Source organism: Bradyrhizobium lablabi, from assembly GCF_001440475.1.
Classification (GTDB): domain Bacteria; phylum Pseudomonadota; class Alphaproteobacteria; order Rhizobiales; family Xanthobacteraceae; genus Bradyrhizobium; species Bradyrhizobium lablabi.
Window position 1 is genome coordinate 1 of record NZ_LLYB01000127.1, and the last position, 23562, is coordinate 23562.

Here is a 23562-nt window from a genome sequence, read left to right on the forward strand (position 1 = left end):
CAGGGCGGCCAAGGGGAGCCTTTGCGGCGGGCGCCGCCTTGGCGACGACCGGCTCCGGCGCATGCGTCTCCGTGGCGGGCGCATCGCCGCCGACGCGGCGCTTGCCGCGCTTTTCGACCACGACCTGCTTGGTCCGGCCATGGCTGAAGCTCTGGCGCACGGTGCCCGTCTCGACCCGCGGCTTCAGCGTCAAGGTCTTGGTCGGGACACTCAAAGTCTTGTCGCCAGGCGTTTTGGTATCAACCATTCAGCAGTCCTAATCTCGTTAGCGTGTGCGTTTTCCGCACCGTCATTGCAGCAGGTCTTCGGAACCAATCGTCGTCGTCAGAATTTCTGGCCGCCATCCCCGGTCTTGTCGTCATCGTCCGTCCGGTATCGAACCAGGATCTGGCAGCGCGACAGGAACGTTTTGCTCGCCGGGCCCGCGAGCAGCGCAGCATGTATCACATTTGACCGGCCCAGTGCCAAATCCAATTGTGCCGAGGTTAAAGCAGTCACAATCGGCAAATCCCGCGATTCGCCGACATTTCGGCCCCTTTGCCCGGCGATCGCGTCCAATTTGCGGATTCCGTCGGCGGCGCCGTCGGAAGCGTGAATCAGCGCATCAGCCCGGCCCTGCTCGAGCAGGCCCTCGACCTTGGCAAAGCCGGAAATGACCTGACCGGCCTTGGCCGCCATGGCCAGCGCCTCGATGCAGCTTCGTTCCAGCAGGGCCTCGGTATCGGCGGGAAGGGTGGCCGCGACCCGGACGTCGCGCTTGAACCCTCTGCTAAATTGGTGACGGCGGACCGCTTCCGCAACCGTCCGGCGCGAGGCCGATACCCAGAGGCCGCGGCCGGGCAGCTTGCGTTTCAGATCGGGAACGACGTCGCCGGAGGGGGCGACGACGAAGCGGATCAGTTCGTCAATGCTGCGCACCTCGCGGCTGACCGCGCACATCCGCATGGTCGCGGACTTGTCGGTCCGCGGCCCATGGTCGAGATCGGGGTCAGCCAAAGCGAGCATGCCTGTCGAACGGTTCCTGTCATCTGCGCACGGTCAGCGCGCAGAAAAGAGTTTCGGTTTTGCGGAACACCCGCATTACGCCGTCTGGTCTTCAGCAGCCTGGGCCGCCTCGGTCTGCTTGGCGAGTTCGGCCTCGGTGATCCAGCCGGCAATGACGCGCGCCTGCATGATCATGCGCTCGGCATCGTCGCGGGAGATCTCGTTGGCGTCGAGGATGCCGGCATGCTTGGTCGGCTCGCTGCCTTCCTTGCGCTCCGTCCAGCCGACCAGATCGTCGGTGGCGCAGCCCGCCAGATCCTCGACCGACTTGATGTCGTTCTCGCCGAACTTCACCAGCATCTTCGAGGTAACACCGGGCACCGTCTTCAATGCATCATCCACGCCTAGCTCCTTGCGCTTGTTTTCCAGCTCTGTCTCGAGCTGTTCGAGATATTCTTTTGCCCGGCTCTGCAGCTCGTTGGCTGTTTCCTCGTCGAAGCCTTCGATACCGGCCAGTTCCTTGACGTCGACCAGTGCGAGTTCCTCGACCGACGTGAAGCCTTCCGACGCCAGCAACTGGCCGACCACTTCGTCGACGTTCAGCGCTTCCATGAACACCCGCGTAGAGTTCTCAAAATCGGCCTGGCGGCGCTCGGATTCTTCCTGCTCGGTGAGGATGTCGATATCCCAGCCGGTGAGTTGCGAGGCGAGGCGCACGTTCTGGCCGCGCCGGCCGATCGCCAGCGAGAGCTGGTTGTTGGTATCGGGAACCACGACCTCGATCCGCTCGCGGTCTTCGTCGATCACGACCTTGGCGACTTCGGCGGGCGCCAGCGCGTTGACGACGAAGGTCGCGATGTCGGGCGACCACGGAATGATGTCGATCTTCTCGCCCTGCAGTTCGTTCACGACAGCCTGCACGCGCGAGCCGCGCATGCCGACGCAGGCGCCGACCGGATCCACCGAGGAATCCCTGGAAATCACGCCGATTTTCGCGCGTGAGCCGGGATCGCGGGCCACCGCCTTGATCTCGACGATGCCGTCATAGATCTCAGGCACTTCCTGCGCGAACAGCTTTGCCATGAACTGCGGATGGGTGCGGGAGAGGAAGATCTGCGGTCCGCGGGTTTCGCGGCGGACGTCGAAGATGTAGGCGCGGACGCGGTCGCCGTTGCGGAACACCTCGCGCGGCAGCATCTCGTCGCGGCGGATGATGGCTTCACCGCGGCCGAGATCGACGATCACGCTGCCATATTCGACGCGCTTGACGACGCCGTTGACGATGTCGCCGATGCGGTCCTTGAATTCCTGGTACTGCCGGTCGCGCTCGGCCTCGCGCACCTTCTGCACGATCACCTGCTTGGCGGATTGCGCGGCGATGCGGCCATATTCCAGCGGCGGCAGGGTGTCGGCGATGGTGTCGCCGACCTGGGCGCCCGGATTGGCGCGCTGCGCGTCCGCCAGCGAAATCTGGTTCGAGGAGTTCTCGACCTGCTCGACGACCAGCATGTGGCGCGACAGCCTGAGCTCACCCTTCTTGGCGTCGATCTCGGCGTGAACGTCGGTCTCGCTGCCGTAACGGGCGCGGGCCGCCTTGGCGATGGCGTCTTCCATCGCGGCGATCACGATGCCGCGGTCGATCGACTTTTCGCGGGCGACCGCGTCGGCGATCTGCAGCAGCTCGAGTTTGTTGGCACTGACTGCCATGGCCTAGTCTCCTTCGGTAGGATCGGTCTCGCCCCTGCGCAGCCTTTCTGCGGCGAGGCGGTGTCTCTTGGTATTCGTCGGCTCCGGCTTCTTGCCGGGCTTGTTCTTGGGCTTCGGCTTGTTGCTCCTGGCCGGATCGCTTTTCTTCGCGTGCGGCGGAGGCGTGGGCGCCAGCCCGAGATTCTGTTTGAGTTCGCGCTCGGCCTGCTTGCCGCGCCGCATCGATTCCGCAATCAATTCGTCGGTCAAAACCAGCCGTGCGTCGGAGATGTCTTCCATCACCAGCAGCACGTCGGCATCTTCGTCCGCGCGTGTGTCATCCCGATGTAGGCGCACGGCATCGCCTTCGACGCCGGCCAGCGTACCACGGAAACGCTTGCGGCCCTGATGGGCGACAGCCATTTCGATCTTAACGAGATGTCCGCCAAAGCGTTCGAAATCTGAACGGCGCACCAGCGGGCGGTCGATGCCGGGCGACGATATCTCCAGCCGGTAGGCGCGGTCGATCGGATCGGCGACGTCGAGCACCGGCGACAGCGCCCGCGAGATCGCCTCGCAATCCTCGATCTGCATCGTGCCATCAGGCCGCTCGGCCATGATCTGCACGGTGCAGCCGGCCTCCCCGGAAATCCTGATCCGGACCAGCCGGTAGCCCATTCCCTGCAGCACCGGCCCCGCCACCGCCGACACCCGCGCCGCCACGCCCGGCTCGACGACGAGACGGGGCTCGGCCAGGAGGNTCGGCATCCTCGGGAACAGCAGTTGGATCGGTCATGTCCAGGGTCAAAAGCGNNNNTCTTACTTGCATGGGTTTAGGCCGGGCCTAACCGGAGGTCCGGCCGGTTCCCTGAGCCGCCCCTGATGTCCGTTCTGGGCAGGGCAGGTTCAGGTAATAAAAAAGAGCGGGTCCCGGGGGGCCCACTCTCAATACGCGATCGTATGAGATCCATAAGTTGCCGCGGATATAGCGGTTTTTCCGCAATCCGACAAGGCCCGCGATCTCGTTAAGTCCGATTTTGCCAAGCTTTGAGAGGTGGGCAATAATCTAACCCTTCATTCACAAACGCTGCCTAGATTTCCCGAAAATCAGCCAATTTGGCCGATTTGGACGGGGTTTATGACTATTTCACCATCGCTGATTCCGGAACTCGACGACATCGTCAGTCGTGGCGACCCCAAGCGCCGCGCCGATGCCATGCGTCGTATCAGCGAGCTGTTCCTGCAGGGGGCGGCGAGCTTCCGCGCCGATCATGTCGATCTGTTCGACGGCGTCCTGACCAGTCTGGTCCCCCATGCCGAGATCGAGGCGCGCGCCGAACTGGCCGAGCGCCTGTCGACGCTGGCAAATGCGCCGCGCGGTCTGGTCGGCCAGCTTGCCCATGAAGATGAAATTGCCATCGCAGGTCCGTTGCTGCGCCGCTCGCCTGTCATCGACGAAAAGATGCTGCTCGAAATTGCCTCCATGAAAGGCCAGGGGCATCTGCTGGCGATGGCGGAGCGTCCCGCGCTTTCGGCCGACCTCACCGACGTCATGATCGCCCGCGGCGACCGCGCCGTAGTCAGGCGCGCTGCCGGCAATGCCGGCGCAGCGTTTTCGTCAGATGGATACTCGACGCTGATCAAGCGCGCCGGCCAGGACGGCGTGCTGACGATCAAGCTTGGCCAGCGCGACGACCTGTCTTCCGAACAACTCAAGGAACTGCTCTCCGGCTCCATCGACGTCATCCGCCGCCGCCTGTTCCAGGTCGTCAAGCCCGAGCGGCAGGCCGACATCAAGCAGGCGATGGTTGCCATCACCGCCCCGTCCGAACGCGAGGAGCGGCGCGACTTCCTGCCGGCACAGCGCACGGTGCTCAAACTCCACCGTGAAGGCATGCTCGGCGAGGGCGCATTGCTCAACTTTGCCCGGGCCTTCAAATACGAAGAATCGATCGCTGCGCTGTCGGCGATGACCGGCGTCAAGATCGAAACCCTCGATCGCCTGATCAGTGGCGAACGCTACGATCCGATCCTGATCGCCGGAAAATCCATGGACCTCGAATGGGCGACGGTGCGCGCGCTGATCATCCTTCGGCTCGGCCCGACGAAAACGCCATCGCCGGCCGACATCGAAAACGCGCGTTTGAATTATGTGCGCCTGATGCCCACGACCGCCCAGCGCGTCGTCGAGTTCTGGAAGACGCGGTAATCGGTCCACCGCTTTCTCCCCGTCATTGCGAGCGAAGCGAAGCAACCATCTCTCAGCAAGCGGAGAGATGGATTGCTTCGTCGCTGCGCTCGCAGCAATGACGTCGTCAACGGAAATACCTCCCAAACCCTGAAACAGCGCGTTATCCTCCGCCCTCAAAGACGTGGGACAGCGTCATTTCGGGGAGCGCGACATGCTGACGGACGTTCAGATCCAAGCCCATGCCGACAGAATTCGCGATGACGGCTTTACCGTCATCGAGGCTGCCGCGAGTCCTGACCTGGTCGAAGGTTTGATAGCAACGCTACAGCGCATCGAGCGCGAGCATCAGCTTGGCCCCGCCAAAACTTCGTTCGAAGGTTTCAAGACCGTCCGCGTCAACAATCTACTCACCTATGACGAGCTGTTCTGGGAAGTGCCGCTCCATGCAAATGTGCTGCCGGTGGTCGAGCGTGTGCTGGACAGAGAATGCCTGTTGTCGTCGTTCTGCTCGCTGGTGCTGGGACCGGGGCAGGAGGCGCAACCGATCCATGAAGACACGCAGCTGATCCCGCTGCCGCGACCGCACATTCCGATTACCATCAATGCGATCTGGGCGCTGTCGGATTTCCGCGAGGACAACGGCGCGACGCGGATCATACCCGGCAGTCACAAATATGATTCCTCGCCGGAATACGGCCATGACTATGCCGCCGTCACCGCGACTATGAAGGCCGGCAGCGTGATGCTGTTCGACAGTGCGCTGTGGCATGGCGGCGGCGCGAACAATTCGGATGAGCGGCGCTTCGCTTTTTCCTGCGCCTATTGCTGGGGCTGGATGCGGCAGCAGGAAAACCTGCAGCTCGGCATTCCCCGGGAAACCGCGAAACGGTTTCCGCGCCGCCTGCAGGAACTATGCGGCTACAGCGTCTACAAGGGACAGTTCGGCCATATCGACAACCACGATCCGATCGAGCTGTTGGGGCGCGAACGCGGCAAGCGCATGGTGTGGGAAGCGACCGATGTGAGGAAGGCGAAGATGGCGGAGGCGGCGAAGCAGTAACAATCGGCCGTCGAGCGCGGCCTCATGGTTCGAGACGCGCGGCGTTGCCGCGCTCCTCACCAAGAGGGTCGAAGACCTCATCCTGAGGAGCCGCGAAGCGGCGTCTCGAAGGGCTACTGGCCGCTAGCTCACCCGCCGAAACCTCAAATACGCCGCGACCCGTCCCTCGCGTTCGGCTTTGCGGCCGTAGCGCGTCATGGTGTAGGCGTCCCACGGCTGTTGCCAGTCGGCGGCGCGCTCGGCGGTCCAGAGAAAATCCGGCGAGCGCATCAGATGCGCCAGTGTCCAGGCGCAGTAATCGTCGATGTCGCTGACGAAGCGGAATTCGCCGTCGTCTTTCAGGATGCGCGCCATCGCCTTCACCGTTGCATCCTGCACGAAGCGGCGCTTCCAGTGCCGACGCTTCGGCCAGGGATCGGGATGGATCAGGTCGATCCGCGCCAGCGAGCGCGGTGGCGCCCAGGCCAGCAATTCGGCGGCGTCGCCGGCGTAGAGGCGGATGTTGCGCAGATTGTGCGTCTCGATCTGCGTCAGGATTTTTGCCATGCCGTTGACATAGGGCTCGCAGCCGATGAAGCCGATGTTCGGATAGGCCTGCGCTTCCGCGATCAGATGCTCGCCGCCACCGAAGCCGATTTCGAGCCTGACATCATCGGTGCTGCTATCGAAGAGATCGGCAAGCCGCGCCGGCGCCGGCGCACCGATATCGAGCGCCAGGTGTGGCAGCAGATTGTCGATCAGGTCGGACTGATGGATGCGGAGCTTGTGGCCTTTGCGGCGGCCGAAGAACGAGCCACGCGCATGCGCCGACGCGCCGTCATCCGGCGGCGCGCCGCCGTTGCCGATATCGCGAGGGGCGGTCATCATCGCAGTGTCTGGTACAGCCGGTACAACAGCCGCGCCCTCGGCTCGATCGAGGAGATGTACATCTGCTCGTAATGGGTATGGGCGCCCTGGCCGTCGACGCCGAGCCCGTCGAGGGTTGCGGTATGCGGCGCGGTGAAATTGCCGTCGGAGCCGCCACCGGTCGAGGTATCGACCAGGTCGAAGCCGATCTCCGCCGCGATCGTTTTGGCATGCTCGTAAAGCGCCGCGCCGGCATTGCTCTTTTCATAAGGCGGGCGGTTCAACTCGCCGATCACCTTGACCGTGACGCCTTCGGTGCGCGATTTCAGATTGAGGATTTTTGCAACGAGCTCTTCGGAATCGGCGATGGTCGGCACGCGGGTGTCGACCTCGGCATAGGCTTCCTCCGCGACCACGTTCGGCTTGGTGCCGCCGCGGACGACGCCGACATTGACTGTGATGCCGCGCGCCAAGTCGTTCATCGCCTCCAGCGTTTGAATGACATTGCCGAGTTCGCGGATGGCGCTGCGTCCGTCCTGCGGCCTCGTGCCGGCATGCGAGGGCACGCCCTTGATGAACACCTCGAAGCGCCCGACGCCCTTGCGCCCGGTGACGATCTTGCCACCGTCGCGCGCCGGTTCGGTGACCAGCACATATTTCGCCTTGCGTCCCTCGGCCTCGATCAGCGCGCGCGAGGTCGGGCTGCCGATCTCTTCATCTGAGACATAGAGCTGGGTGATGCCGAGCGGCGGCCGGGCGCCGTCGGCGCAGATCTGCCGGAACGCATGGTAGGCGAGGTAGGCGCCGCCCTTCATGTCGTAGATGCCCGGGCCGAATGCGCTGTCACCGGCGATGCGGAACGGCAGACGCTCGATGAAGCCCATTGGGTGCACCGTATCGAGATGGCTCAGCACCAGGATGCCCGGCTCGTCCTGCCCCCATGACGAGCGCGCCACCAGATGGTCGCCGCAGCCGGAGTGCCCGGCGATCCGCTCCACGGTCGCGGGCAGGTCGCGATAACCCGTTGTGACGAGGTCGGCGAGCTTGTTGACCTGTTCGGGTGCTTCGGTGGGGGTTTCGATCTCGACCCAGCGGCGTATGCCTTCGAGGATCGGCGCGGCGTCAAAAGGATTGGATGTCGTCATGTCGTATCCGATACGGCGTCATTTCCCGATGTGCAATTGCCGATCGAGAAATGAGGCATATTCCAGAATACGAAATTTTCAAACCGGTGAGAGATGAAGTCAGCGCGGGTCCGGGCCGTTGCGCGAGGCAATCTGCTCGACCAGTTCGACGATCGAGCGCCGCATTTTGGAATCGTCGATGCGCGTGAACGCGCGCGTCAGCGCGAGACCCTCTGATGTTGCGAGGAAATCGGACACGTAGGCCGGGGAGGCGCCGTCGCCGAAACCCTCGCCATTCGCTGCGCCGCTCGGTCCACCGTCGAACAGAAACGACACTGGTACCTGCAGAATTTCAGAGATTTGCTGCAGGCGGCTGGCGCCGACCCGGTTGGTGCCCTTTTCGTATTTCTGAACCTGCTGGAAGGTGAGACCGAGCGCTTCGCCCAGTTTTTCCTGGCTCATTCCCAGCATGATGCGGCGCATCCGGACGCGGCTGCCGACATATTTGTCAACCGGATTGGGCGCTTTAGTAGACATCTGCATCGCTCCTGGGATGGCGCGCCGGGATTGAGGCAGAGGAAGAGTCATGCCTCAGGCGCGCCGTTACCGTCATATCCTGCTCGGAGGATCGGGTAGAATTGCGGACGATCTGAGCAACGGAAGTGACTGGTTGTTGTTTTTGGCTTGCAACCGCAGAAAGCGAATTGCAGGCTGTCTGTCAACTGGTGGAACCGCACACGCAGCGTTTTTAGTAAACCAGTGACAAAACTGCGCTGCGGAAATCTCAGGCAGCGTGCTTTGCAGCGCGGCGTCTGATGATGAGCATCAGGGCAACGGCCACAATCACGGCCGCCGGGATATCTCCAAGTCGAGCATAAACCGTCGGCGACAGCGCTAATGGCAGGCTGGCGTCCAGCACACCTTCGATGCCGAGGTCGAGGCGTGCGACAATCCGCCCGGAAGGATCGATCACCGCCGAGATGCCGGTGTTGGCGGCGCGCACCATCGGCAGCCCTTCTTCGATCGCACGCAGCCGCGCCTGCTGCAGGTGCTGGTAGGGGCCGGTCGAATTGCCGAACCAGCCGTCATTGGTCAGGTTGATGATCCAGCCTGGACGATCGTCACGCGCCGCAACATTTCCGGGAAAAATCGCCTCGTAACAGATCAGCGGTAGCGCACGTGGGGCATTCGGTATTTCCATCGCCTGGCGCCGCGCGCCGGGAATGAAGCCGCCGTGCACCTTCGTCAGTTGCACGAAGCCGAGCTTTTCCATCCACTCCTGAAACGGCAGGTATTCGCCAAACGGCACCAGATGCAGCTTGTCGTAGACCGACAGCACGCCACCGTCATGGTCGATCACATATATCGAGTTGTAGGCGCGGGAGACGCGGGCGCCGGGCAGACCGTCGGGCGCACGCACGGAGCCTGTTATCAGCACCGTGCCCTTGGGCAGGAGCTCGGCAATCTGCGCCATCGCGTCGGCTTCGCGGGTCAGGAAAAAGGGGAAAGCCGATTCCGGCCAGATCAGGATCTGCGCGTCGCGCACGCCGGTGGATTGCGGCCCCGAGGCGCGGTCGGACAGCGTCAGATACTTCTGCATCACCTCCGCCTTGGCGCCGTAGTTGAATTTGACGTCCTGCTGCAGGTTCGGCTGCATGATGCGCAGCTTGACGTTGGTCAGGGCTGTCGGCTGCAGCGACAGCCGCACGGCGCCGTAGATCCCCATTGCCACCAGCAGCACCAGCGCCGCCACCGGCGCGATCCAGGGCTTGCGGCCGCGCGAGGTGCCGTCGATCAGTGCCGCCGGGCTGGCAAAGATCGCGACGGCCAGGAAGGTCATGCCCCACAGCCCGATCAGTGACGCCGTCTGCGCCAGCGCCAGCGGTTCCGACAGCGCGTAGCCGTAGGCGTTCCACGGGAAACCCGACAGCAGGTAGCCGCGCAGCCATTCGCTGACCGTGAGGGCGACCGCGAGCGCCAGCACGCGCGAGGCATCCCGTGTCCAGATCAGCCGCGCCAGCGCGAAGCCGAGCGCGGGAAACAGGGCCAGGTAGGCCGGCAGCCCGAGCACGGCGAACGGCATCAGCCAGGCAAAGGTCTGCGCGTCCACCAGGAAGGCGTTGCCAGTCCAGTAGAGCCCGGGCACGAAATAGCCGAGCCCGAACCAGAAGCCTGATAGTGCTGCCGCCGGCACGCCGCGCCATTTTCCGGCCGCGGCCCCGTCGATCAGCCAGACCGCGACCGGAAAGGTGATGAACAGCACCGGCCAGGCGTTGAACGGCGCCATCGCCAGCGCCGACATCGCGCCTGCGACCAGCGCGATCGCGGCGCGCTTCCAGCCCCAGGCGAGGATGATCGAGAGTCCCGCCGCGCGGAATTTGCTTGAAGGCATCACTGCGAGCCGGCTCCGTCGCTGGAACTCGGCGGCGTGTTGTCATTGGCCTGCGGTGTGCTGCTGTCGGGCGCGCTCTCGCGGCGGCTGCGCTCGCGCGCCGTGCGTGGCGTCGGACGTTCTTTCCGAATCCCGATCCGCAGCCGCTTGACCCGCCGCGGATCGGCATCGAGCACCTCGATCTCGAAATTGCCCGGGCCCGCGATCACCTCGCCGCGCACCGGCAGCCGGCCGACCTGCGCCACCAGATAACCTCCCAACGTCTCGACTTCCTCGCCGGCTTCGCCGGTGACGAATTCCTCGCCGATCATCTTGCGCGCGTCCTCGAGGCTGGCGCGGGCGTCGGCGATGAAGGCATTGTCGCCCTGGCGCACGATCGACGGCGGCTCATCGCTGTCGTGCTCGTCGTCGATCTCGCCGACGATCTGCTCGACGATGTCTTCGATCGACACCAGCCCGTCTGTGCCGCCATATTCGTCCACCACCAGCGCCAGATGAATGCGCGAGGCCTGCATCTGCGCGAGCAGGTCGATCGCCCGCATCGACGGCGGCACATACAGGAGCTTGCGGATGATGTTGGCCTCCGCCAGCGGCATCGCGAGGTCGACCGCGCGCAGATCGAGGCCCGCGGGGAACGGCTTCTTGCGCCTGGGCTTGTCGGTCTCGCCGACGCGCGCCTTCGCGGTCATGAATGCCAAGAGATCGCGGATGTGCACGATGCCTTCGGGATCGTCGAGCGTTTCGTTGTAGACCACGAGGCGCGAATGCGCCGCGCTTTCGAACAGGCTCATCAGCTCGCCGAGCGGAATATCGCGTTTGACCGCGACGATATCGGCGCGATGCACCATCACGTCGGCTATCCGCCGCTCGTTGAGGTCGAGGATGTTGCGCAGCATGGTGCGCTCGATGGCAGAAAAGCCGACATCATCCGGCGTCGAGGCATCGAGCACGACCTGAAGATCGGCGCGCACCGATCCGGCCTTCCAGCCGAACAGCGTCCGGATCGCTCGCATCAGCCAGTTATCGGCGGCGGGACGCAGCACCTCGCCTTCTTGCACCACCACCGGCAGGTTGGGCGTATCGCGCGGGTTATCCTGTATAGGGTCGGAGTCCGGCATTTCAGTCCATCCGCTCCCGGTCCGCATACGGATCGGGAATGCCGAGTTGGGCGAGAATCTCCCGTTCGAGACTTTCCATGGCTTCGGCGTCGTCGTCATTCTCGTGGTCGTATCCGATCAAATGCAGGAAGCCGTGGACCGCGAGATGGCTGAGATGATGATCGAACGGCTTTTCCTCGTCATCGGCCTCTTTGCGCGTGGTTTCATAAGCGATGGCAAGGTCGCCGAGCATGCGCGGGGCGTCCGCCGGCGCGGCCGCGGTCGGCTGCAGTGCCGGAAACGACAGCACGTTGGTCGGCTTGTCGATGCCACGCCAGTTGCTGTTCAGCGTGCGGATCCCGGTATCGTCGGTCAGCATGACCGCGAGTTCCGCCTCGCCGACATCGGCGTCGGCGAATTCGGCTGCGGCGTTGATGGCGCGATGGATCACCGCCTCGGCATCCGGCTCGGTCTGCCAGCACTCGGCGACGACGAGAACTTCGGTGAGAGGAAAGGCGGACGACACGAGCGTTCCAGCGGTTTGCATAACGTTGTTCTGGTTGCGGCCGCGGCCTGCCTGCGGCAGGTCCACGGCCGAGAATATTTCGGTCAAGATTTTCCGGTTGCCGGCTTTTGCGGCAATCCCTCATAGGCGGCGACGATCCGCGCCACCAGTTCATGGCGGATGACGTCTTCCGCGGTGAATTTCACCTGCGCAATGCCCTCGACATTGTCGAGCAGCTTGCAAGCTTCGGCGAGCCCCGACGCCTGTCCGTTCGGCAGGTCGACCTGCGAGGGGTCGCCGGTGATGATCATACGGCTGTTCTCGCCGAGCCGGGTCAGGAACATCTTCATCTGCATCGACGTGGTGTTCTGCGCTTCGTCGAGGATGATGACGGCGTTGGTGAGCGTGCGGCCGCGCATGAAGGCGAGCGGCGCGATCTCGATCTCGCCGGCCTGCAGCGCGCGCTCCACGATCCGCGAGTCCATCAGATCGTACAGCGCGTCGTAAATCGGCCTCAGGTAAGGGTCGACCTTCTCGCGCAAGTCGCCGGGCAGGAAGCCGAGCCGTTCGCCGGCCTCGACCGCCGGCCGCGACAGGATGATGCGATCGACTTCCTTGCGTTCGAACAATTGTGCGGCATGCGCCACCGCAAGCCAGGTCTTGCCGGTGCCGGCCGGGCCGACGCCGAACACCAGCTCATGGCGCTTCAGCGCGCGGATGTAGGAATCCTGCGCCGCCGTGCGTGCCCGCACCGGACGCTTGCGCAGGTTAATGGTCTCGAACGTGGGCTTGGCGGTCTTGGCGTCGAATTCGAACAGCGAGCCCTGCGCGATCACGGCGCGGATGGCGCCCTCGACTTCGCCCTGCGAGAGATCATGGCCTTGCAGCGCCTGCGCATAGAGCGTCTCCAGCACGCGCCGCGCGGCGTCGCAGCCGTCGCGGGTGCCGGCGATGGTGATGTGGTTGCCGCGGGAATCGACCACGACGCCGAGCCGCCGCTCGACCAGCGCCAGGTTCTGGCCGTAGGGGCCGACGAGGGCGGAAGCGGCACGGTTGTCGTCGAAGTCGATGACGACCTGGGTCTCGGGCGGAACTTGCATGTCGCGGTCAAATTTGCGGCTGGGAGCGAGCGAAGGTGAATCCGATGCGCTTTTTGGCAAGGGTTCAGGCTCCCGTCAGCTGTGGAAGGGTTGGTGCGGGCTGCGCAACACCGCCCGCGAGTTCGCCGAGCAGGCTGTAGCGCTCGAGGCTCTCGATGGTCACCGGCAGCACCTGTCCGATGATGTCTGGCGAGGCAAACACATGCGCAGGCTGAAGGTACGCAGTGCGGCCGACGATCTGGCCGGGATTGCGGGCCGCGCGTTCGAACAGCACGTCGACGGTTTCGCCAATCATGGCCCGGTTGAAGGCCGATTGCTGGGTGTCGATCAATTCCTGGAGCCGCACCAATCGCTCGTCCATTTCAGCCGCTGACACCGTCTCCCACATGTCCGCCGCCGGCGTGCCGGGCCGTGGCGAATATTTGAACGAATAAGCCGCAGCGTATCCGATTTGCATGACAAGCGCGAGGGTTGCGGCGAATTCTCCCTCGGTTTCGCCGGGGAAGCCGACGATAAAATCCGATGAAAAAGCAACGTCTTGGCGGGCGGTACGGAAACGGTCGATGACGCGCCGATAATCATCGGCGGTATGCTTGCGGTTCATGGCGGCCAGAATCCGGTCGGAGCCGGACTGCACCGGAAGATGCACGAACGGCATCAGCGCGCCGAGGTCGCGATGCGCTGCGATCAGCGTTTCCTCGACGTCGCGGGGATGGCTGGTCGAATAGCGCAGCCGCGCGATGCCCTCGATTTCGGCAAGCCGATGCAACAGCTTGCCGAGTGGCCAGGTCCGTCCATCGGGGCCCTCGCCGTGATAGGCGTTGACGTTCTGACCGATCAGGGTGATCTCGCGCACGCCATTGTCGGCCAGCCGCTTCACGTCGTCGACGATCTTGGCGACCGGGCGCGAGACTTCCGCGCCGCGCGTATAGGGCACCACGCAGAAGGTGCAGAACTTGTCGCAGCCTTCCTGCACGGTGACGAAAGCGGAGATGCCGCGCGCGCGGATGGCGGCCGGCTTCGGCTGCGGCAGGAAGCCAAACTTGTCCTCGACCGGAAATTCGGTTTCCAGCGCCCGGCCTTCGCTTTTGGCGCGCGCCAATAGCTGCGGCAGGTGATGATAGCTCTGCGGCCCGACCACGACGTCAACCGTCGGCGCCCGGCGAATGATCTCCTCGCCCTCGGCCTGCGCGACGCATCCGGCGACCGCGATGCGCATTGCGCGGCCGTTCCGCGCCGCCTCGTCCTTGGCCACCCGCAGCCGCCCGAGCTCGGAGTAGACCTTTTCGGAAGCCTTTTCGCGGATGTGGCAGGTGTTGAGGATCACCAGATCCGCATCTTCGGCGCTGTCAGTCTCGATAAAGCCCTCGGGCGCCAGCGTGTCCACCATGCGTTGCGCATCGTAGACGTTCATCTGGCAGCCATAGGACTTGATATGCAGCTTGCGCGGCGGCTTCATGGAACCTTGGATATCGGGCTTGATTGGCGCCAATCCGGCGTCAGGGGGTCAAATATAGCCTGGAGGCGTGAAAATCCAGCCGGTTAAGCCGCCATTTCAGGGCACAAAGGCGCCCAGGATACCCGCCGCGGTCCAGTTCAGTTCGCAGTGCCCCAAAGATCGAACAGTTCGGGCGGCGGAACTTCCACCCATTCGTTGCCGAGGTTGATGCGGTAGGGGGTGCTGCTCGAAGCCCCGGACAGCCGCCACAATTTTGCATCAACGGGGCGGCCCTTGGCGCGCACCCATTGCGCGATCGGTTCGAGCGCCGCCGCCTGTTTTGCGGGAGCCAACGTGTAGCCACCCAGCATCACAAAGCGTAGCTGTCTGTCCGCGGCCAGCCGTTCGATGTCCGCCGGCGTCAGGATCGGATCGTCGCCGAGATAGCCGCCCATCGCCATCACCGGCTGGCCGGTCGCGATGATCAGTGGCGCGGCGACATTGGCATTGGGCACCGCGATGAGAAACTTCGCGGCCTCGCGATTGGCGGTCAGGTAGCCCGTGAGTTTCTGGCGAGCGGCGTCCAGCCGCGCTGTCCGCGATGCCAGGCGGTCAGTGTCGGATGGGGCGAGCAGGGCCGTCATGTTGGCGACCGGCGCGGCGATGTTCGGGCGCCTCAGAACGACGCTGGCTGCGGTCAGGCTCGGTGAAACGAGCAGCGCGGCAAAGGCCGCGACGGCGAACAGCTTTGGCAATCTGCCGCTCTGCTGTGGAAGGGCACAAAGGACAGCGGCACAAATCGCAGCTATTCCGAGCGATGTCAGCCACGTCAGGCTGAGCCAGTCGGGTCCGATCGTCTCTGATTGCGCGATGCAGAGATAGGCTTGCCAGGCGGCGGTGGCGATGATGACCAGCGGCAGGTGCACCCACGCGAGCTTGCCAGCTTGCCAGCGCGACCACAGCCCGGCTGCGCCGATGCCGGAAAATACGGCGAGCGGCGGACCGAGCACGGCGACGTAATAGGTGTGAATCAATCCTCCCGCGAAGGTGAGCACGATCCAGTACATCGCGAGCCAGCCGGTCCAGACAGCGGCGCTGACGCGGCGCGACCTCGTTGCGCCCGGCCCCCATGCATCCGACCAGGCGAACGCGAGTCCGAGAAGCGCGAGCGGCAGCAGCCACGCGAACTGCGCCGCAGCCCGCGGCCGAAACAGGCGGAGAGGGCCGATTGGCGAGTCGTCCGTCATGACGGGCTGCCGGATTGCCGTGCCGGCAGGTGCCGCCTCACTCGAGGCCGCAGGCGAGGGGCTTGCCGGAGTGCCTGTGGGCGTGGCCGTCGCAAGGAAGCGGGCCGCGCCATTGTGGACCAACGCAAGCTCCAGCATCGAATTATGCCTAGTGCTGCCCGCATATGGCCGGTCCCGCGCCGGCGTGAGATCGAAGAGAACTGCCCATGACAGCGAGACGATGACAAGGACCACGCCTGCGATGGCCTGTCGCCCGAGATGCCAGGTTGCGGGAGCGCGTGGTCGCGCGAGGCTGAACGCCAGGGCCAGCACGGGAGCCAGCACCAGCGCCGCGCCCATCTTGACGTTGAAGCCGACGCCGATTGCGGCCATCGCGGCACAAAGCAGCGCGAGCCGGCCGGTCTCGGCGGCCCGCATGCCGAACCACGCAGCCGTCAGCAGCACCAGGATCAGACAGCTCTCGGTGTTGTTGGAGCGGTCGACGGCAACATTAACCGGGCTGAGCGCAAGCAACAGCGCGGCCACGGCTCCCGCTGTCCTGCCCCAATATTTCTGCACGAGAATGTAGATGATGAGAATCGCAGCCAGTCCCGCCATCACCTGCGCGAGCAGGATCGACGATGCCGAAAAGCCGAGCAGTTTGGCGCTTATGACCTGCAGCCAGATCGCCACCGGCGGCTTGTCGATGGAAACAAAGCCGGCGGGATCGAACGAATTGAACAGAAAATTGTGCCAGCTCTCCAGCTGGCTGCGCACGCCTGCGGCGTAATACTGCCTGCTGAATTCGTTCTGCGAAAGCTGCCAGCTTCGCGCGAATGCTGCCACCGCCACGATCAGCGTGAGCGCTAAGCCCGGCTTCAGGACTTTGCTGTCAGGTAATTTCAGGATGCGCCGCTCCCCTCACGCCGTTTCGCGCGAGACTATCACCTGCGGGTTCCGCGCCCAGTTAACTCGCGGCAAGGTTGCTTGATTGATGTCTAGCCGGCCGTTCGACCGACACGCGCAATCAGCTCCGGCAACTGCCGCATATCGTCGAAGGTCACAGCGGCGCCAGCGGCGCGCAGCAGCTCCGCATGGCCGGGCTGACAGTGGCTGCCGCCGTGAAAGCCAAGCACGGTCATCCCGGCGGCGCGACCGCCGGTGACGCCGGGAACACTGTCCTCGATGACGAGGCACTGCGATGGCTGCGCCTTCATCTGTTCGGCCGCGAACAGAAACAGATCGGGCGCGGGCTTGCCGCGATCGACCTGCGTAGCGGAGAAAATATGCGGCGCGAGTTGGTCGTAGAGGCCGGCGCAGGTGAGGCCGTGGCGAATCTTTTCCGGCGCTCCGCTGGAAGCGACGCATTTGGGCAGTCGTATCGCGCCAATCGCCTCGCCGATATGGGCGATCGCCTGCAAATCGCCTTCGTAAAATTTCAGCGTGGCCGCCTTCACCTGCTGCTCGAAGTCATCGGGCAGCTTGCGATCGATCTCGCGCTCAATGGTTTGGCGCGCCTCGCGGTCAGACACCCCGAGAAAGCGAACGAGCACCTGTTCGGACGTGATCGGATAGCCGTGCCGCGTCAGCGTCTCCGCATGCGCGCGGCATGAGATGACTTCGCTGTCGACCAGCACGCCATCGCAGTCGAAGATGACCAGATCGAAGTTCTGCTTCAAGTCGGCTCGCGATCAGGTTTTGTCTTCGTCGAGCGGGACGCAATAAAGCTCCAGCCGATGATCCACCAGTTTGTAGCCGAGTTTCCTGGCGATCTCGGCCTGCAATTTCTCGATCTCCTCGGAGGTGAACTCGATCACCTTGCCGTCGCGCAGATTGATCAGGTGGTCGTGATGGCTATCGGGCATCTGCTCGTAGCGCGCGCGGCCCTCGCGGAAATCGTGCCGTTCGATGATGCCGGCATCCTCGAACAGTTTGACGGTGCGATACACCGTCGAAATCGAGATCTTGTCGTCAACCGCGACACAGCGCCGGTAGAGCTCTTCGACATCGGGATGGTCGACCGAATCGGCCAGCACGCGTGCGATCACCCGGCGCTGTTCGGTCATGCGCATGCCGGTGGCGGCGCAGCGCGCCTCGATGCCGGTATTTTTCTGCGCAGACGGGGATTTCAATGCGGTCATGGTCTTTCGGCCTTGAAGGGCGGGGCGGGGCTTTGTGCCACCGCATGCATATTACGACAAGTCGCGCCGCATCAGAAGCGCATTCAATTGTTCGCCACCGGGCTGCTGATAATAGCGTTCCCGGCGGCCGACGACCTCAAATCCGGCCCATTCATACAGACGCCGCGCCGGCTGATTGTTTTCTTCGACTTCGAGGAACACCTTGCGTACGCCGCGGCCCGCAAGGTGGCCGAGATGCGTCAGCAACAGGGTGCGCGACAGGCCGCGACCGCGTTGGGTCGCGTCGATGGCGATCGACAACAACTCCGCCTCGTCGGCGGCCATGCGCGATACCGCAAAGCCGATGATCTTGCGCCCAAGCCTGAGGCGGTGCACGAGCGTGTTGCGCTCGGTCAGCATCACCTCGAATTCGCCTTCGCCCCAGCCGCGGTGAAACGATGCGCCGTGCAGTTGCGCCAGACGCGCCGCGTCGCGCTGGATCGCCGGTTCGATCACCGCCGTGCCGCCGCTCCACCAGTCGGATAACCACGCCATCATGATGCCGGCGGCGGGGCTGCGCCGGACAACGGATCCTTCGGCGGCTTGGCGTCGGGCGCGCGCAGATAATAGGGCCGTGCCGGCGAGCTCTCGGGATTGACCGCGGCGCCGAGCCACGCCACCCAGGCGATATCAGGCGCGGCCTGCTGGTCCACCTTGAAAGGCGGGGGCGCATCGGCCGGCCAGCGGTCGGCCAGAATTTTCGCCGCGTTGCCGACCAGATGCGGCGTGCCGAAGCGCGCCGCGTCGAGCGCCTCCGCAACCGGCGCGACATTCGGCTTGATCAGCGAACCACCGTCGCCACCGAGCACCTGGAAATAGACATGATCATGCCGCGCATCGACGGCTGATATGACGGGATGTTCGCTGTTCCCGCTGACGATCGGCGCAGCAAACGCGGTCAGCGTCGTCACGCCGACGACCGGCTTGCCGGCGGCAAGCGCAATGCCGCGGGCGGCGGAAAGCCCGACGCGCAATCCGGTGAAACTCCCGGGGCCAGTCGTCGCCGCGATGCGGTCGAGCGCGGGAAAGGCAACGCCGGACGCCTTCATCACGCGCGCGATCAGCGGCATCAAGGCTTCGGCATGTCCGCGCTTCATCGCCTGCGATTCCTGCGCGATGGTTCCGCCCGCGCTGGTGTCAAGCACGGCCGCGGCGCAAGCGTCGAGCGCGGTATCGATGGAGAGGATGAGCATGGGGTAACCCTATAGCGCTTTCGAACGACGTGGACACCGGTTCGCGTCAAGAAAACGCGTCGAAGGAGCCGGCTTCTGGCTCAACCAGAACCGAAAATGGCTCCGGAAATTTGCCTGCCGGCTAGAGGATCTTTTCGGCCGTTCTGCGCCGGTTCGAGCGTTCGGGAAGCCTTCGTCGCATCCATGGGTTTTTGGCTTCGAAAACCTCGCTCCCGATCTGCGGGGCTTGGCCGAAAGATGCAACCTGTGAGATACTAAGCTTTTGAAATTAAAGAGGATTAACAAAGAATTAGCCGTCGGCTGCGACAATCGTTCACGTGGGAAATACGGGTCAAGGGGAGCCCGGACGACGAATCATCGGCAGCAAAAGCCACGCTCGTCCCGGAACCAGAGGGATTTTTTTTTATGCCATTTTGGAAAAGCAATTCTACGGCGCGTGAGGCGCTGGCGCAGGCGATTGCCATCAGCAAGTCGCAGGCGGTAATCGAGTTCAATATGGATGGCACGATCATCACCGCCAATCAGAATTTCCTCGACACGATGGGATACCGGCTCGACGAAATCGTGGGCAAGCATCATCGGATGTTCGTGACGGCGGAGCAGCGTGACAACCCGAACTATCATGCGTTCTGGGCCAGGCTCAATCGCGGCGAATATCAGGCGGCCGAATACAAGCGTGTCGGCAAGGGCGGCCGGGAAGTGTGGATTCAGGCGTCCTACAATCCGATCCTGGACAGCGCCAACAAACCGACCAAGGTCATCAAGTTCGCCACCGACATCACCGAGCGCAAGATCCGCAGCATGGAGGATGCCGGCAAGATCGCGGCGATCGCCCGCGCGCAAGCCGTGATCGAGTTCAATCTCGACGGCACCATCATCACGGCAAACGATAATTTCCTTGCCGCGATGGGCTACTCGCTCGCCGAAATCCAGGGCAAGCATCACCAGATGTTCGTGATGCCGGGAGAGCGCGACAGCGCTGCCTATCGCGAATTCTGGACGAAGCTCGGCCGTGGCGAATTCCAGTCGGCCGAGTACAAGCGTGTCGGCAAGGGCGGCAAGGAGGTCTGGATCCTCGCTTCCTACAATCCGATCCTCGACGATGCCGGCAAGCCGTTCAAGGTGGTGAAGTTCGCCTCCGATATCACCGAACAAAAGCTGAAGACGGCAAACTTCGCCGGCCAGATCGAGGCGATCGGCAAGTCGCAGGCGGTCATCGAGTTCAGCATGGACGGCAAGGTGCTGACCGCGAACGACAATTTTCTCAAGACGCTCGGCTACTCGCTGGTGGAAATCGAGGGCAAGCATCACAGCCTGTTCATGCCGCCCGACCAGCGCGGCAGCGACGGTTATCAGGCGTTCTGGGCCAGCCTCAATCGCGGCGATTTCCAGTCGGGCGAGTATGAGCGCGTCGGCAAGGGCGGCCGGCAGATCTGGATCCAGGCATCCTACAATCCGATCCGCGACCTCAACGGCAAGCCTTACAAGGTCGTGAAATACGCCGCCGACACCACCGCGCAGGTGATCGCGCGGATGCGCAGCGAAAAAGTCCGAAGCATGATGGAGCAGGTCGCCGCAGGTGCGGAGGAGCTGAACACGTCGGTGCACGAAATCTCCGATGCCATGGCGAAGTCGAAAGAAACCGCGCACACGGCCGTCGGCCGGGTCGAGGCCGCCGATCAGCAGGCGCATCGCCTGACGGAGGCCGCGGAATCGATGAGCAGCATCGTGCAGTTGATCGGCGCCATCACCGGCCAGATCAATCTGCTGGCATTGAACGCCACGATCGAATCAGCGCGCGCCGGCGATGCCGGCCGCGGTTTTGCCGTTGTCGCCTCCGAGGTGAAAAACCTCGCCAGCCAGGCCAAGCAGGCGACTGACAAGATCGAGCAGGAGATCGGCAATCTCAACGGTATCTCGGGCGATGTCGTCGCGGCCCTCAACTCGATCAAGCAGGCGATCCAGAACGTCAGCGAATATGTGACGTCGACGGCCGCCGCCGTTCAGCAGCAGAGCGCGGTGACGAGCGAAATGTCCGAGGGCATGCAGCGCGCCGCGGCGGAGGCCGCCAGCATCGGAGAGGCGGCGTAGCTCAGGCCTTGTATGGTGGGCACGGCGCTTGCTCGCCTTTGCCCACCCTACGGCACTAACTTACATCGGCCGGACTTCGACCACGTCGGGCACGAAATGCTTCAACAGGTTCTGGATGCCGTGCTGCAACGTCGCCGTGGATGACGGGCAGCCGGAGCAGGCGCCCTTCATGTTGAGATAGACGACGCCGTCCTTGAAGCCGCGGAAGGTGATGTCGCCGCCGTCATTGGCGACCGCCGGCCGCACCCGCGTCTCGATCAGGTCCTTGATGGTGGCAACCGTGTCGGCATCTTGCTCGTTGAAGAACTCGCCTTCCTCGTCCGCCGCCTCGTCATTGCCAGCGGTTCCGTCCGCCAGCAGTGGCGCGCCGGACATATAGTGCTCCATGATGGCGCCGAGGATCGCGGGCTTGAGATGCTGCCAGTCGCCATCCGCCTTGGTCACCGTGACGAAATCGTAGCCGTAGAACACGCTTGCTACGCCTGATACGCCGAACAGCCGTTCGGCAAGCGGCGAGCGGGCGGCGGCTTCGCGGTTCGAAAATTCCATCGTGCCGCTATCGAGCACGGTGCGGCCCGGAATGAATTTCAGGGTGGCGGGATTGGGCGTGGCTTCAGTCTGAATGAACATGGTTTTTCTCCGGCGTCGCCGGTTCAAGGCCGGCGCGTGGGTTTCCCTTAGCAGATGGCGACCGCGGGCGCACGATCAAGGGGGAAATCAGTAATTCTGTAGGTATATCAGGCCCTAAGACAGCCCGTCGACCTCGGCGTCGGTGAGGTCGCCGGGCACGATGGTCACCGGAATCGGGAACGAGCCGGCGACCTGCGCCATCATGCTGATCAAGGGCCCCGGTCCCTCGGCGCCGGGATTGGCCGCCAGCACCAGCATCGAAATATCGACGTCCTGGTCGATCACGTCGAGGATCTGGGTGATCGGGTCGCCTTCGCGGATCACCCGTTCCGGCGTGATGGCCGCAATACCGTTGGCGCGGCCGGAGGCGCGGTCGAGCGCTTCATTGGCGGCGTCCTCGGCCTCGGCGCGCATCAGGTCGGCGACGCCGAGCCATTGCTGGTTCTGGTCCTCGATGGCGATGATGCGGAGCATCACCACCCCGCCGCCGACGCGCACCGCCCAGCGGCTGGCGTAATACACCGCGCGGTCCCATTCCGCGGTGTCGTCAACGATGACGAGGCATTTTGGCTTGTGACCCGTTTCGTAGCTTCGTCGCTGGGTGGTCATGCATGTCCCGGTGCTGCGCCAAACCGCCGCATGCTGCCACGGCGCAGCCGCTCTCGACAAGCGGCGTCGCTGTTGCAACGCAGCTAGCGCAACTAACTCTTTCGGATGAAACCGACGATGTCCCGGGCCGCCCGCATGGTTTCATCGGCAAGGACGCGCGCACGGTCGGCGCCGTCGATCAGGATGCTGTCGACATGGCCGGGATCGGCGACCAGTCGCTTCATCTCCGAGGCGATCGGCGCGAGTTTTGCGACGCAAAGTTCCACCAGCGCGTTCTTGAAGCTGGAAAACTGCCCGCCGCCGAAATCCCTGAGCACGTCGGCTTTGCTCTTGTCCGACAGTGCCGCATAGATGCCGACGAGGTTATCGGCCTCGGGCCGGTTCTCCAGCCCCTTTTCCTCCGAGGGCAACGGCTCCGGATCAGTCTTCGCCTTGCGGATCTTCTGCGCGATCAGCTCCGCGTCGTCGGTCAGGTTGATCCGCGAATTGTCCGAGGCGTCCGACTTCGACATCTTCTTGGTGCCGTCGCGCAAGCTCATCACCCGCGTCGCCGGACCGGTAATGAAGGGCTCCGGCAGCGGAAAGAACTGGCCGTCGTTAAAACCATGGCCACGAATCGAATCGCCGAAGTCGTTGTTGAATTTCTGCGCGATGTCGCGTGACAGCTCCAGATGCTGCTTCTGGTCCTCGCCGACGGGCACGTGGGTGGCGCGGTACAAGAGAATATCAGCCGCCATCAGCACCGGATAATCGTAGAGTCCGACGGAAGCGTTCTCGCGGTCCTTGCCGGCCTTCTCCTTGAACTGCGTCATGCGGCTGAGCCAGCCGACGCGTGCGACGCAGTTGAAGATCCAGGCCAGTTCGGCATGGCCGGCGACCTGACTCTGGTTGAACACGATGTGCTTCTTCGGGTCGATGCCGGCGGCGATGAAGGCCGCGGTGACCTCACGCGTGTTGCGGGCAAGCTCGGCCGGCCCGCCCCAGACGTCGACGCCTTGCGTGATCGCATGCATGTCGACGACGCAATAGATGCAGTTATGGGTTTCCTGCATCTTCACGAAATTGACGATCGCGCCGAGGTAATTGCCGAGATGCAGATTACCGGTCGGCTGGACGCCCGAAAAAACCCGTTCAACAAAAGCCATGGTCAGCTTCCCGAGACTGTCTGGTTGGCGCGTCGTTTGCCACGCAGGGGCTGCAAGCGCAAGCC

The 23562-nt window shown here is 63.7% G+C and carries 23 protein-coding genes; 3 read left to right on the forward strand and 20 right to left on the reverse strand.

Going from position 1 to position 23562, the window contains the following annotated elements:
- The 4 genes from CQ14_RS36960 to rimP all read right to left on the reverse strand — a co-directional run.
- Positions 1 to 247: translation initiation factor IF-2 associated domain-containing protein (locus CQ14_RS36960; RefSeq protein ID WP_057862672.1), on the reverse strand; the 247-nt coding region annotated here is incomplete at its 3' end.
- 77 nt (positions 248 to 324) lie between these two features.
- Entirely contained in the window at positions 325 to 1005 is a 681-nt protein-coding gene (locus CQ14_RS36965) for an RNA-binding protein (RefSeq protein ID WP_057862673.1), read from the reverse strand.
- 75 nt (positions 1006 to 1080) lie between these two features.
- Positions 1081 to 2691: a transcription termination factor NusA gene (gene nusA / locus CQ14_RS36970; protein ID WP_057862674.1), complete on the reverse strand. Its 1611-nt coding sequence runs from the start codon at positions 2689 to 2691 to the stop codon at positions 1081 to 1083.
- A gap of 3 nt (positions 2692 to 2694) precedes the next feature.
- On the reverse strand, positions 2695 to 3430 hold a 736-nt coding region (rimP, locus tag CQ14_RS36975), incomplete at its 5' end, for a ribosome maturation factor RimP (protein ID WP_245320811.1).
- 378 nt (positions 3431 to 3808) lie between these two features.
- On the opposite strand from rimP, the gene CQ14_RS36980 reads away from it, so the two are divergent.
- Both CQ14_RS36980 and CQ14_RS36985 read left to right on the forward strand, forming a co-directional pair.
- The gene (locus tag CQ14_RS36980; RefSeq protein ID WP_057862675.1) at positions 3809 to 4879 is read left to right on the forward strand and encodes a DUF2336 domain-containing protein; all 1071 of its coding nucleotides are present in this window, start codon (positions 3809 to 3811) and stop codon (positions 4877 to 4879) included.
- A gap of 193 nt (positions 4880 to 5072) precedes the next feature.
- A complete protein-coding gene (locus CQ14_RS36985; RefSeq protein WP_057862676.1) occupies positions 5073 to 5921 on the forward strand; it encodes a phytanoyl-CoA dioxygenase family protein in 849 nt (282 codons plus the stop codon).
- Between the two features lie 123 nt (positions 5922 to 6044).
- Here CQ14_RS36985 and trmB read toward each other — a convergent pair whose 3' ends face one another.
- The 13 genes from trmB to tsaB all read right to left on the reverse strand — a co-directional run bounded on the left by trmB (position 6045) and on the right by tsaB (position 19022).
- Positions 6045 to 6785 (reverse strand): tRNA (guanosine(46)-N7)-methyltransferase TrmB, encoded by a 741-nt coding sequence (gene trmB / locus CQ14_RS36990; protein ID WP_430650249.1) that lies wholly within the window; start codon positions 6783 to 6785, stop codon positions 6045 to 6047.
- Complete coding sequence (locus CQ14_RS36995; protein ID WP_057862678.1) at positions 6785 to 7912, reverse strand: M20 family metallopeptidase; 1128 nt, start codon at positions 7910 to 7912, stop codon at positions 6785 to 6787. The genes trmB and CQ14_RS36995 overlap by 1 nt, the downstream gene beginning before the upstream one ends.
- A 99-nt stretch (positions 7913 to 8011) precedes the next feature.
- Positions 8012 to 8428: a helix-turn-helix domain-containing protein gene (locus CQ14_RS37000; RefSeq protein WP_057862822.1), complete on the reverse strand. Its 417-nt coding sequence runs from the start codon at positions 8426 to 8428 to the stop codon at positions 8012 to 8014.
- A 247-nt stretch (positions 8429 to 8675) separates the two neighbouring features.
- Positions 8676 to 10283 carry an apolipoprotein N-acyltransferase gene (gene lnt, locus CQ14_RS37005; RefSeq protein WP_199805717.1) on the reverse strand — a complete coding sequence of 536 codons (1608 nt, stop codon included), beginning with the start codon at positions 10281 to 10283 and terminating at the stop codon, positions 8676 to 8678.
- Positions 10283 to 11401 carry a hemolysin family protein gene (locus CQ14_RS37010; protein ID WP_057862680.1) on the reverse strand — a complete coding sequence of 373 codons (1119 nt, stop codon included), beginning with the start codon at positions 11399 to 11401 and terminating at the stop codon, positions 10283 to 10285. Before CQ14_RS37010 ends, lnt begins: the two co-directional genes overlap by 1 nt.
- Position 11402: 1 nt before the next feature.
- Complete coding sequence (gene ybeY / locus CQ14_RS37015) at positions 11403 to 11927, reverse strand: rRNA maturation RNase YbeY (RefSeq protein WP_057862823.1); 525 nt, start codon at positions 11925 to 11927, stop codon at positions 11403 to 11405.
- Between the two features lie 62 nt (positions 11928 to 11989).
- Positions 11990 to 13045 (reverse strand): PhoH family protein, encoded by a 1056-nt coding sequence (locus tag CQ14_RS37020; protein ID WP_082650199.1) that lies wholly within the window; start codon positions 13043 to 13045, stop codon positions 11990 to 11992.
- A gap of 4 nt (positions 13046 to 13049) precedes the next feature.
- Entirely contained in the window at positions 13050 to 14444 is a 1395-nt protein-coding gene (gene miaB, locus CQ14_RS37025) for a tRNA (N6-isopentenyl adenosine(37)-C2)-methylthiotransferase MiaB (protein ID WP_057862682.1), read from the reverse strand.
- Positions 14445 to 14581: 137 nt separating this feature from the next.
- On the reverse strand, positions 14582 to 16495 hold the full coding sequence (locus CQ14_RS37030) for a glycosyltransferase family 39 protein (protein WP_199805718.1): 1914 nt from the start codon (positions 16493 to 16495) through the stop codon (positions 14582 to 14584).
- 152 nt (positions 16496 to 16647) lie between these two features.
- Positions 16648 to 17328, reverse strand: coding sequence for an HAD family hydrolase (locus tag CQ14_RS37035; protein WP_057862684.1), 681 nt, complete (start codon positions 17326 to 17328; stop codon positions 16648 to 16650).
- 12 nt (positions 17329 to 17340) lie between these two features.
- Complete coding sequence (locus CQ14_RS37040; protein WP_057862685.1) at positions 17341 to 17790, reverse strand: Fur family transcriptional regulator; 450 nt, start codon at positions 17788 to 17790, stop codon at positions 17341 to 17343.
- Positions 17791 to 17841: 51 nt separating this feature from the next.
- Complete coding sequence (gene rimI, locus CQ14_RS37045) at positions 17842 to 18327, reverse strand: ribosomal protein S18-alanine N-acetyltransferase (protein WP_057862686.1); 486 nt, start codon at positions 18325 to 18327, stop codon at positions 17842 to 17844.
- Positions 18324 to 19022: a tRNA (adenosine(37)-N6)-threonylcarbamoyltransferase complex dimerization subunit type 1 TsaB gene (tsaB, locus tag CQ14_RS37050; protein WP_057862687.1), complete on the reverse strand. Its 699-nt coding sequence runs from the start codon at positions 19020 to 19022 to the stop codon at positions 18324 to 18326. Before tsaB ends, rimI begins: the two co-directional genes overlap by 4 nt.
- A gap of 405 nt (positions 19023 to 19427) precedes the next feature.
- On the opposite strand from tsaB, the gene CQ14_RS37055 reads away from it, so the two are divergent.
- Positions 19428 to 21113 (forward strand): methyl-accepting chemotaxis protein, encoded by a 1686-nt coding sequence (locus tag CQ14_RS37055; protein ID WP_057862688.1) that lies wholly within the window; start codon positions 19428 to 19430, stop codon positions 21111 to 21113.
- Between the two features lie 60 nt (positions 21114 to 21173).
- Here the strand turns inward: CQ14_RS37055 and CQ14_RS37060 are convergent, their stop codons facing one another.
- From CQ14_RS37060 to trpS, 3 genes are all read right to left on the reverse strand, one after another.
- Positions 21174 to 21743, reverse strand: a complete 570-nt coding sequence (locus tag CQ14_RS37060; protein ID WP_057862689.1) for a NifU family protein — start codon at positions 21741 to 21743, stop codon at positions 21174 to 21176.
- 114 nt (positions 21744 to 21857) lie between these two features.
- Positions 21858 to 22352 (reverse strand): universal stress protein, encoded by a 495-nt coding sequence (locus tag CQ14_RS37065; protein ID WP_057862690.1) that lies wholly within the window; start codon positions 22350 to 22352, stop codon positions 21858 to 21860.
- Positions 22353 to 22444: 92 nt separating this feature from the next.
- On the reverse strand, positions 22445 to 23497 hold the full coding sequence (trpS, locus tag CQ14_RS37070) for a tryptophan--tRNA ligase (protein ID WP_057862824.1): 1053 nt from the start codon (positions 23495 to 23497) through the stop codon (positions 22445 to 22447).
- Positions 23498 to 23562 lie beyond the last annotated feature (65 nt).